Here is a 276-nt window from a genome sequence, read left to right as displayed (position 1 = left end):
TATAAAAGCGTTCAAAAACAAATGGGAGATCTTCTTCAGGAATTCCTGTACCAGTATCTTCTATGTCTATTTTAATTCCACTTTTATATTCATCCACTCTAAGGATAACGCTACCATCCTCAGATGTATATCTTATTGCGTTATCTATAAGATTTGTTAGAACTTGTTCCATTCGGTCTCCATCTACATAAACTGGATTTGGAAGCTCAGAGATCTCATCAATAAGTTTAATACCATGTTCCTTACATACACCTTGGAATTTCCTAAACACCCTGC

Annotated in this window: 1 protein-coding gene; it reads right to left on the bottom strand. The window is 35.1% G+C overall.

From position 1 onward, the window contains the following. Positions 1-172 (bottom strand): ATP-binding protein (locus AOA60_RS34980; RefSeq protein ID WP_368731598.1); only part of this gene is annotated, 172 nt, incomplete at its 3' end. Positions 173-276: the final 104 nt, after the last annotated feature.

The organism is Pseudomonas sp. 2822-17, from assembly GCF_002742485.1.
Classification (GTDB): domain Bacteria; phylum Pseudomonadota; class Gammaproteobacteria; order Pseudomonadales; family Pseudomonadaceae; genus Aquipseudomonas; species Aquipseudomonas cyclaminis.
The sequence above is the reverse complement of the archived record's forward strand: the minus strand, read 5'-3'. Positions and strand labels throughout refer to the sequence as shown.